Below are 11,556 nucleotides of genomic sequence, written 5' to 3' on the forward strand. Positions count from 1 at the left end.
AAGTCGCAATGCGAGAAAAGAAGATAGGAAAGCTCCTCAGGTATGGCATGAATCGCGGGACACCTTGATACGCTCTGGGTACTGCTGGGAAGCTCCCGTTTATCAAGAGGTTATCTTTTATACGTTGCAGCACTTCGGCGTAATCTACTATAAATTCTCCCCCTATTCCCGATAAGTCCTCGACTGCTTTTTCGTTATCATACCATCCAACTGTCTTGCCAAACCGCAAAAAATTTTCAGTATCTTTGGCAGTCCAGTCTTCAAATACACCGAGTCTGTTTTCTGTGCCTATCCAAATTTTCTTCTGCACACTAAAGCCAAAACGTTTGTCTGCATTAAACCAAAGCTGGTTTATTCTTTTCAGGTCTGGACAAGAGAAAGTTTTGATATTTTCATCATCTAACCATCGTGCTTCTGTTTTAGCAATATTGAGCATCAGCCGACCTGTTTGTCGGTCTGCTGCTTCCCAATCTTTGTTCTTCAGAAAATATCCGAGTTTAGCATATAAATGTTCTGTCAAAAATGTTTCAACTTCTTTATTTTGAGGGTTTAGTTTAATCAAACCTCGATAAACTGATTCAATAGTTTCGCTTGTAAGCAACTGATTATCTTTAGTAAAATCAGTTTCATTTGGATGATTTTTTAAAATATTAAATGCTGTAGTATAAGATTCTATAACTTTTTGAATTTGTCGATTTTGGGCTAGGAAATCACCTTGAATTTTATGAAAAAATACTTGAACCTGTAAGCCTTGGCTCGAATCTAAAATTTCCTGATCAGCTTTGGATAAAATTGCCTGGCTTCTTTGAATTTCATTTTTAGCACTCTCCCAGTCTTTCCGTTGTTGGTAAAATTGTGATTTAGCAGCAAGTAATAGTGCTTGTTTAAGTTCATGGTTATCAATATTAAATGATAAGGCTGCCAGCCTTAAGGCTTCATCTGAATCTGATGAATTTTGATTCCGCCATTTTCCAGCTAGAGCTACAAGCCGGCGAGCGTTCACAATTGCTGCTTTTGTCTCTTCATTTTTTGCGCTTGTTTGTTTAAGTTCGTTTTCTTTAGCTCTAAGTTTTGCTTGAATTTTTAACTCTTGCTCTTTAGCTTGATTTAACTGTCTATTAGTTTTGGATAGCTCCGTACCTTTAGCCTTTAAATCATTCTGTGCTATGATTAAATTCTGTCTTGCGTTTGCCGCATCTTGCTCAAATTTTGATGCTTTATTTTGAGAAGTTTGTGCTTGCTGTCGTGCTTGTTTAGCAACTTGTTCTGCTTGTGTTACTTTTCGTTGCGCTAATTTCTCGTTTTCTTTAGCAAGTCGTTCTTGCTTCTTGGCTTGTGCAGCACTATCTTGGGATTTTCGTTCATTTTCTTGAGCTTTTTGAAGTTTATTGTTAGCTTCATTGACTTGGGTATTAGCAGAGTCAACTTTTTGGTTTGCTGCCTGAACTTGAGAATTTGCTATGTTCACCTGCTGTCTGGAAAATATTCCTAAACCCACTGCTCCCAGAACTGCAAAAACCAAAACAAAAACCCCAACGCTAATCCGCCGTTGAGCTTTTCTATTAGCTTCACCTAGTAATTGATTTCTTGCCTCTAGTGCCTCTCGATCCTGCCTCTCCCTTTCTAACGCAGCTTCTTGTTGTTTAGCAGCAATCTCTTCTTGTATTTCTTTCTCTTTACTAGCTGCTAAATACTGTTTATCCTGATAACTTAAATTCTTATCCCTAGCCCATTCTTCCGCTTCTTGTAATGCCTTCCCCCGCAATAGCCGTGATTCATCAGCACCTCCAGAAGCTACCCAAAAACGGAAATTTTCAGAATATGGACGGAGATTATTTAATTGATTTTCTATCCAATTAAAGTCAAATATTTCACGATAAATCTGATTATAAATTCTTAATTTCCCTTGCTGTCTAACAACTAATCCTGAAAGCTGTAACTCGCTTTGTTCCAATGTTTCATCTGCTATAACCTGGGATTGCTCCTCAGCCAGTCGAACTTGCTGATACAGTTCTAATAAATACCCTGCTCGTTGTTCATCGCGCAAAATCCTAGCTTGAATGGTTCGCAGATGTTCAGGCTCATCAAGGGACTCCCAACTTTCGATAATCCGTGACCTGACAACTTGCTCTACTGAACGAGGGTTGTCTTGTTCTGATTCTTCCACCATGAACTGACACAGCTTTTGAGTCAGGAATGGTTGCCCCCCAGTCCAGCGCAAAATCTCCTGCATTATCGCTTGGGGATTACTGAATTTACCATGCAGTCCTTTTTCTAAAGGTTCAGCTTCATGGATTTGAAAACCCTTGAGAGAAATAGCCTGACCAATATTAAACGGGGTACGCTGTTTATCCTCAATCAAATTACTCGGTGATGCAACCCCAAGTAAACAAAAAGTGAGACGTAATAATTCCGGGTTATCAACTCGCTTGTTATAACAGGCACGAATCAATGCAAAAAAATCATCTGTAGGAAAATTTAAACTGAGTACGCTATCGATTTCATCAATAAAAATTACGATATTTTCTCTAACTTCAACAAGTAATATCTCTTCCAAAAACTTACGAAATCGTGTTACTAGTGAATTTAACTGATTTGATTCCCACCAATCACCAAAGTCTACATCTAACCCGAAGCTATCAATAAGTGTGTCAATTAAATCTGCATACCATTGTTCGGGCGGGACATTCTGAATTCCGCCAGCAGAAAGGTCTACGGCGGCACACTGTACACCGTCTTCTCTCAATCTCTGCATGGTTCGCACACGCAAACTGGATTTACCACTCTGCCTGGAATTTAGCACGTAGCAAAACTTTCCTGACTTCAGCCCTTCATATAATTGGGCATCAGCTTCTCTTGTGACGTAGGTGCTGGCATTCTCAGGTAGACTTCCAGAAAAGATGTACTGGTCAACCATGACTCACCTACCCCAAACGAGTTGAGAAATACTGGCGATACAAATCACAACTAGGAACGCAATCATTACTCTTAAGTTTTACTAAACCCAAGCTGTGCAGTTTAAATGCAACTTCAGTATCAAGCCTGATAGGTGCATTTGTCATCACTACTCTTTTATACCCTGCCTCAAGCTGGGGATTATGTTGTAAATGCCACAGTTGTTGTCGCAGGTGGTCACTGAAAATACCTTGTTCTGTTGGGGCAAGCCTCAACAGTTCTTCTAACGTTATCTGCTGGCTTTTGAAGTGAGCGTTAGCGGAGCTTAACGTAGTTATCGCAGACTGTACTAAGTAAGGATGTCCCCCAACCATCCCAATTAATTGACTCAAATCCGGCTCTCCAAGCATCTCTAACCGATTTTGATTAGCAAGCTCTACCACTTGCCGTAGACTAAATTCGGGTAGCTCAATGGCCAACCCAACATTAAACGGGGAGTGATTCGTGTCTAGAGACGGGTAAGACTCAGTAGAGTGAACCACCACAAGGCGCAGTTTCTTCCAGATATTACCAATCTTGTCACCTTGTTTGGCTGCTTCATACCATCCCCGCAGTAACAAGCAGAACTGAGGAAAAATCTCTGGATAATCAAACAGTCGCTCAAAATTATCTATTGCTAGGACTAGGGGCGGATCTGTGACCGATAGTAAATATTTTTGAAAATAGCGAGTACAGTTTTTATTCAGCCCAAACATTTCTTGCCAGTGTTTATCTAGTTGTGGTTCTAGCTCCAGGCTATCTGCTACGTCAACACACAACCATTGCAAGAATGTTTTTAAGTTAGTCAGAATTTCAATGTCAGCTAGTTTTAAATCCAGCTTTGCTGTTTGATAACCCTGGACTCTAGCATGAGCTAGTATTTTCTCTAGTAAAAGAGTTTTACCCATTCTCTGAGGGGCTTTGATGCGGATTAACGCCCCAGGCTGAACAATTGCGCCATAGCATTTGTCTTCAATTGGTGGACGTTCGATATATATATCTCGCTCTTGCTCTGGAGTATCTATATTTTGACAAACACTTTCTGTTGGGATTTCTCCTGGCTTTTGCTCTAGTTGTTCACTGCTCTGGGGGTTTTCTCCAGTTATACCCCACGCCAATAAATTGATTGCAGTCTCGTCATCAACTCCATTGGAAAAAGCAACCCATCTTAGCTGCTTCAAAAACACTAAATCTTCAGGTAAATTATTTACTCCAGGCAGCAATACAGGAATTACCGGAATTTTTCTCTCAACACACTCTGCGATAAATGCTTTCAACTCCCAACTCTGCCAACGCCCTAATCCTTGTGAACCAATAAATATAGCGGCAGACTTAACAAGTGGAATTGCGGCTTGTATCTCATCTTGGAATGAACGCCCTGGTGGAATTTGTTCTTCATCTATCCAATACTCTATATTTCGCTGCTTGAGTGCAAGTGCGATCGCTCTGACTTCAGGTTTATCTTGGGTATTATGCGCTAAGAAAACATCAAACTGAGTCGTCAAGACACCAGCCGAAGTACTTTGAGGCGGTTCAACCTTAGCAGACGTTGACTCAATCTCAGCAGTTTTCAATAGAGTTGGAATATCCTGTTCTGGTATTCCTGCCGTTCTAATTGCATTACAGCCGAGCTTGTAGGCAAACTCATAGGATCTATTAGCTCCTAACGCATCATAAAAGCCCACTGCAAACTCAATCGCTGCCCGATCTCCAATCGCCTTCTTCATCCCAATGACGCAAGGAATGTGTTGCACGATCGCTTCTGCTTGAACTTGGGAATAGCAAGCATTAAGAATTACACACTCCACTTGCCCAGAAAACAGTTGAAACAGTCCAGCTAATGCTTCTGCATCTACTAACTTGGCTGCTCCCGTTTCATCCTCAAAAACTAAACCTTCTTCTCCTGCCCCATGCCCTGAAAAATGAAGAATTTGCGGTTCGTGTTCGAGAATTGCCCTATGAATATCTCGGTAACGTACTGCTTGGGCTGTGGCTATGGAATATCGTTCTCGATTTCTTGACCTTTTCAACCCCTCCTCAATTTCTCGCATCTCTTCACCCAAACGCAGATATCTACTGCCGATGGGATTGGCAGCTAACAGTAGAATTTTCTGAGTTGGTACATTATTCATGAATTTGGGCTGGAGTTTGCCAACAGCACTGTTTTCTGTAGAACTTACATCTTGAGTATGTAGTTTTACGCAAAAGAGCGCAATATTTCTCTTACAAGAGGTAAACAATCAGTGATATTACGGCTGTGATGGATTTCTGTGTTTAGGCAATTGCTCAAAGGAGGCATTATGGACTTAGAAAGGGATCAAATCACCGGAGGCTGTGGAAAGTGGCTGCTTGCAAGGAGGGATGAAAACCAGAGTTCGCGCAAGTCAAATCTGCCGTGAAGAATTGGTTTGAGTGGGACTCTGTTCGATTTTCTAATGGAGGTGCTGCGGGAATGATGACTGTGCAAGAGCGGATTGTGAAGAAAAAGCTGGTGGTGAAGCCAAAGCGATAAATAATTCTTTAGAGATAGATTTTCGGAATAATCAAAATATTAGTTAATGAGTTAAGTATTTTTCTTAGTTATCTTAACTGTCTTATTTTTCCTTGCATTTTTAGCAGAAGTCTGAAATATTAAAAAAGATTAAGTCTATAAAATAGACCTAATTTAGTTAATCTTATTCAGGCAATCTATAAAGTGAAGTGCGTAATCAAACCATGTAGAAAAATGCTTCTCATTCTCCAGGAAATATTCTTAATGTTTACTGGAGTGTTGAAAATTTTTGCTCAAACCTAAATCGGATATGCTCCCTTCTAATCTTTAGCTATCAATAAGTTTTCAGCACCAATTCTTTTACTAAAAAATTGCTCTTGGCTAAATCCAAATTGAAAAACTACTTTTGGAGTAGAAAATGAAAAGCTTAATCACAAAAATTTCTTTGGCAGTTACTATAGTTGCTACAACTCTTGGTTTGAGTACTAATAAAACTTTAGCAGATATTGGACTCACAACATTAACTGATCTCCTTCAAATCAATGTTTCAAGGAAATGGTCTAATTTAAGATTCATTGGACTAACCTCAAATAATACTCTTGTAAACATAGCTCCGAGCGGATTTGTGCAAGTAATTTCAGTTAAAGGAATTGACGGCAACTTACAAGGCATTGATTTTCGTCCAGCTAACGGTCTACTTTACGGTGTTACAGATACTGACAAGGTGTATACGATTAACTCTACAACTGGTCAAGCTACATTTGTAAGTGACCTATCTAGCAGCTTTAATGGTGGTTTTCAATCGGGATTTGATTTCAATCCGGTACCAAACCTCTTACGGATAGTCGGTAGCAATGACCAAAATTTCCGTACCAATGTAGATACTGGTGCAGTTAATGTCGATCAACCTTTAGCTTACGCCAGTGATGATCTCAACGCTGGGGTTGACCCAAATATAAGCTCTGTAGCTTACATCAATTCGGTTGCTGGAGCGACGACAACTCAACTTTTTGGAATTGACTACGATCTTGATGTCTTAGTACTGCAAAACCCACCAAATAATGGCACTCTCAGAACAATCGGCAATCTTGGTGTTAACTTTGCACCTATAAATGGATTCGATATCTTCACAGATGCACAAGGTAACAACACTGCCTATGCACTGTCTGGTTCAGTTCTTTACAGTATTAACCTATCGACTGGCTCTGCAACTGCCATTGCCGATGTACCTAAAGGTCAAGGCACGTTTATTGGTTTAGCTGTGACATCTAAGTAGTTATTTTCAAGTTCAATCAAGTACAGAACAACCGTTATACGAACTCTCAAGAACTACTCACACACCTCACGAACTCTTCACTAGAGTTCGTGAGGGTTTTGTTGTATGAAAGAAAAAAAACACACCAATTCGTGATTGGACTAGAAATTAGTTTTCGACTTGATAAGTGTCCCGTTCCCAATCCCAACGCCATGTAACATCTACAGTAATTGCAGTAGATTACAAAGTTCTGTGTTTAGTTTGGGTTAATGGTGCTTGGTGTGGGGTGTAGGGAATATGTGCATTGATGAGTCACTATAAAAGTTAATTAGCGTGAGTAAATTCAATCTATCATCATTAAAAAGCTATGATTTACAAGCCGTAGGGAGTTTTGTCCTGGTGTAGCGGAGGCGAGATCGCAGCACGCACGGTCTAAGGCGTGACTCTGGCGGACAAAGCGGCTGAAGATGGCAGAACAATTGTGCGAAAATCCTGGGGATGATTTTCTGATGGAATGAGTGACATTGCTACTTTTAGCGTACACATTAGCTGCTGATACTAAGTTGACCCAAATAGCAATGCAACATATCACATTTGTTGTGTGACCAAAATCATCTGCCCAAAAAATCTTTAACCGTATTATTTGAGTCTTGATGTACAGCAGGAAAGCATTAAATAGCTGCTTGTTTCAACTGCACCCACTATATGATGCAGTAGGCAACGTGACATCTCTTAGCGTTGACTCTAACGCTGACGGCACGGCTGATAGAATCGAAACTTATACATATGATGCAGTAGGCAACCTGACTTCTCGTAGCTATGATGAAAACGGTGACGGCACGGTTGATAGAATCATTACCTCTACATATGATGCACAAGGTAACTGGACATCTTTTAGCTATGACGAAAATGCTGACGGCACGGCTGATTCTATTGAAACCTCTACATATGATGCAGTAGGCAACCAGACATCTTTTAGCTATGATGAAAACGCTGACGGCACGGCTGATAGAATCAATACCTATATTTATGGACGTGCATTTGCTAAGTATGACACCAACAATGATAGTGTAATTGATAAAACCGCCAGCTACAGTTACAATCTCAGCAACAAGCTGTCCAAAGTAGAAATAGATAACAATCTTGATGGCACAACTGATGAAGTAACCACTTACCTATACGACAAAGGTGGCAAATTAATCACACAGCTAGTTGACAAAAATTCGGATGGCAGCATTGATGAATTGACTTCTTACCTGTATGACACAGATAGTAGATTCAGTGCTGAAATTTTAGACAACAATAATGATGGACTGCCCGATCAAGTCACAAGCTACAACTACGATGCTAACGGTAAACTAACCTCAGCAGATATAGACAGCAACAGCGATGGCACAACAGATGCAGTTGTCAGTTATTTGTATAATCAGCAAGGTCAACTAATCAGCCAGACAACAGAAAATAAAACTGTAGCAAGCAAATCTTTATTGGGTGGCAATGGTCACGATACCCTCACAGGTGATGCTGGTAATGACTTAATTGAAGGCAGAAACGGCAATGATGCTTTATTTGGTAAGGCTGGCAATGACAAGTTAATTGGCGGTAACGGAAATGACAAACTAGTAGGTGGTGCAGGTGGTGATACTCTCACAGGCGGGAATGGTACTGATACATTTATTTACGCTAGTCTGAGTGATTCGCTGCTGTCTAAACCCGATGCGATCTCTGACTTAAAAATTGGTGAAGATAAAATTGATAGCATCAACGCTGTGTCGGCAGCAGATTTATTGCAACTTAGTGCTGTGGCGAGTTTGAATATTGCAGATGTGCAAGCTGTACTTACTAGTAGTGATTTTGTAGCTAAAGGTGCGGCAACTTTCACGTTAGGTGCAGGAAATAATCAACAGACTTTTTTAGCACTCAATGATGGGGTGGATGGATTTTCTGCACTGACTGATGCGGTAGTGGAAATTACAGGATACAAAGGTAATTTGGCTAATCTTGCTGTTGTTTAATCTTGCAGAAGAATTTGAACTTTCAGCTCATAACAAATAACTTAATGAGAGAGGTTTTTATTCATGGCTAGACTTACAGTTCCACCAAATTTCATCGGCACTACTGCTGTTGATACCTTAGTTAAGCAAGAGTTAAATGGCTCACCTGCAATCGGGATTGACATTTTAACAGGGGGTGACATCAATACATTGTCAGGAAACGACACCATTACAGGAGAAAGTTCTGCCAGCGACAATAGTAACAGTGCCAGTGGTATCAGCATCAGCAGTGGTGGCAGTCTGGATGCTGGGGACGGAAATGACACGCTCACGGGCAACGGGACTGGCGGTGCGGGCGGCAATGTCGAGGACTTAGATGTGGTATCCGTCAACAGCCCAACCAAAAATAATGGTGGCATAGGGATTGGCATCAACAACAGTGGCAGTCTCAATACTGAGGATGGAAGCGATGCAATCACTGGCATCGGGAATGGTGGTGTGGGCGGTACTGGCTACAACGGCAGAGACGGTTACAACGGCAGCGACGGTGGTAGTGGCATTGGCATTGCCAACAACAGTGGCAGTCTCAATACTGGGGAAGGAAACGATACAATTACCGGCATCGGGAATGGTGGTGTGGGCGGCACTGGTTATGGTGAAGACACTTACGCTGCGTACCTGCTCGGCAGTGGCGGTAGTGGCACTGGCATCGCTAATCATGGCACTATTCGTGTAGGGAGCGGAAACAATGCCATCGTCGGCACAGGCAATGGCGGCGACGGCGGCATCGAGGGCGACCCCTCCCCTAGCGACTACGGGTACGACGGCAACGGCGGTACTGGTACTGGCATCGATAATCATGGCACTATTAATGCCGGAAATGGACAAGACAAGATTATCGGCACTGGTAATGGCGGCACAGCAGGGACAGGCAACACTCGCAACGATGGTGATGGCGGTGCTGGGACAGGGATCATCAACAGTGATGAACTGAATACCGGAGATGGAAGAGATATGATTACTGGCACCGGGTTGGGTGGTAACGGTGGCAGTTTCAAAGGTTTGGGCAATGGCGGTAGTGGGACTGGAATCAGCAACAGTGGCAGTCTCAATGCCGGGGACGGAAACGATGCCATCACTGGCAACGGTACTGGTGGCAACGGCGGTGACAGCGAGTACGGCAGTGCTGGAGGTAGTGGGACTGGAATCAGCAACAGTGGCAGTCTCAATGCCGGGAACGGAAACGATGCCATCATCGGTACTGGTACTGGCGGCAACGGCGGCAATAACTACGGTATAGACGACTTGATGTTTAGTAACGGCGGGAATGGGACTGGAATCAGCAACAGTGGCAGTCTCAATACTGGCGACACAGACGATGCAATCACAGGCATCGCTACTGGCGGCAATGGCGGTAACAGTAACGATTATATGGGCGACGGCGGTAGTGGGACTGGAATCAGCAATAGTGGCAATCTTAATACTGGGGACGGAAAAGACATTATCATCGGCAACGGTAATGGCGGCAACGGTGGTATTGGCACAGACGGCAGCAGAGGCGGCAATGCTGGTGCTGGCACAGGCATCCAGAACACCCAAGACGCTACCATCACTACAGGGTCAGGCAAGGACACAATTACGGGTGATGGCACCAGTTCTGGAATCAACGCCACAGCATATGGCATCCTCAACGACGGATTAATCGATACTGGCAATGGTCATGACAGCCTGACTGGACAGACTACAGTCACAAGTGGTGGTAGGGTTTACGGCATTTATGGGCAAGGAACCATTAAAACTGGCTCCGGCAATGATGAAGTAACTGCCATTAGCACTATCGATGAAGTTCAACAGAAAATTTCTATTGGTGGTGGAATCACTATTGAGCTAGGCAGTGATGATGATAAATTTCAAGGGTTTGGTAGTGGAACTGTTGATGGCGGAACAGGTTTTGATACGCTAGACCTGAGTGTTTTTAATCGCTCCGAACTAGTCATTTCTGGTGTTAGTTCTAGTAATAGCTTAAACCCAGCTAATCTCACCTTCAATAATAATGGAGATGCTGTTACCCTATCTACGAGTGGGTTTGAAAGTTTCATCTTTGCCGATAGCACTTTGGATTACAGCAGTTTGGCAAACGCAGTATAGTTGAACAGGGTGTAGGGTATGGGGTGTGGGGATGGCGTTGGAAGAGGATTCTGACCCCTCAGGGCGCAAGCGTTTTGAAGAAGACGGGCTTCTGACGATGCGGGTTGTTCGATGCTCTTTCTTCCCCTACACCCGCCCCAACGGGGCTTGGTAAAGCTTTTTCTAGCAACAACAGTTTTCGATTCGTTGCTAGTATCTTCTAAACCTTGCTCGTACTCATCCTTGAGTTTGGCGCAAAGAAGAGGAGCGATCAGATCTAAGGTGTTGAGCAACTGACTCCAAACCAGGGGAGCCGAATCAATTGGATAAATCCAATCACTGTTGTCAAATGTCATCCATTCCTGGACAGATGCAATTTCTGGTTATTAGCTGCTGATACTAAGTTGCTCCAAATAGCAATGCAAGATATCACACTTGTTGTATACCAAAATCACCGAAACATAAAATCTTTAACCATATTATTTGAGTCTTAACTGTACAGCAGAAAAGCACTAAGTAGCTGCTTGTTTCAACTAAACCCACTTCCTTTCCTCAGCTATATTTCTTTTGAGATTGATGGAGTGATACAAGTTTTATGACATCAGCGATAGCATAACAGATGCAGTTGTCAGCTTTGGCAAATTTGGCAGCATCTATAGAACCCATTTGACATCTTATGAGGTTTTGAATTAAGGTACTCCTCAGCATCTAAAATCCAATGCTAATGGCGTATTCCAGCGACTTCACTGATGCAG

The 11,556-nt window shown here is 42.4% G+C and carries 6 protein-coding genes; 3 read left to right on the forward strand and 3 right to left on the reverse strand.

What is annotated here, in order from left to right:
* Positions 1 to 2,917 (reverse strand): AAA-like domain-containing protein (locus H6G76_RS34900; protein ID WP_190710768.1); only part of this gene is annotated, 2,917 nt, incomplete at its 3' end.
* Between the two features lie 7 nt (positions 2,918 to 2,924).
* Entirely contained in the window at positions 2,925 to 5,066 is a 2,142-nt protein-coding gene (locus H6G76_RS37550; protein ID WP_242056664.1) for an AAA-like domain-containing protein, read from the reverse strand.
* 777 nt (positions 5,067 to 5,843) lie between these two features.
* On the opposite strand from H6G76_RS37550, the gene H6G76_RS34915 reads away from it, so the two are divergent.
* The 3 genes from H6G76_RS34915 (at position 5,844) to H6G76_RS34925 (ending at position 10,822) form a co-directional block, all read left to right on the forward strand.
* Entirely contained in the window at positions 5,844 to 6,701 is an 858-nt protein-coding gene (locus H6G76_RS34915) for a DUF4394 domain-containing protein (RefSeq protein ID WP_190710769.1), read from the forward strand.
* Positions 6,702 to 7,402: 701 nt separating this feature from the next.
* Positions 7,403 to 8,695 carry a calcium-binding protein gene (locus H6G76_RS34920; RefSeq protein ID WP_190710773.1) on the forward strand — a complete coding sequence of 431 codons (1,293 nt, stop codon included), beginning with the start codon at positions 7,403 to 7,405 and terminating at the stop codon, positions 8,693 to 8,695.
* Between the two features lie 63 nt (positions 8,696 to 8,758).
* On the forward strand, positions 8,759 to 10,822 hold the full coding sequence (locus H6G76_RS34925; protein WP_190710770.1) for a hypothetical protein: 2,064 nt from the start codon (positions 8,759 to 8,761) through the stop codon (positions 10,820 to 10,822).
* Here the strand turns inward: H6G76_RS34925 and H6G76_RS34930 are convergent.
* Positions 10,795 to 11,157, reverse strand: a complete 363-nt coding sequence (locus tag H6G76_RS34930; protein WP_190710771.1) for a hypothetical protein — start codon at positions 11,155 to 11,157, stop codon at positions 10,795 to 10,797. The genes H6G76_RS34925 and H6G76_RS34930 overlap by 28 nt on opposite strands.
* Positions 11,158 to 11,556 lie beyond the last annotated feature (399 nt).

Source organism: Nostoc sp. FACHB-152, assembly GCF_014697475.1.
Taxonomy (GTDB): Bacteria; Cyanobacteriota; Cyanobacteriia; order Cyanobacteriales; family Nostocaceae; genus Nostoc_B.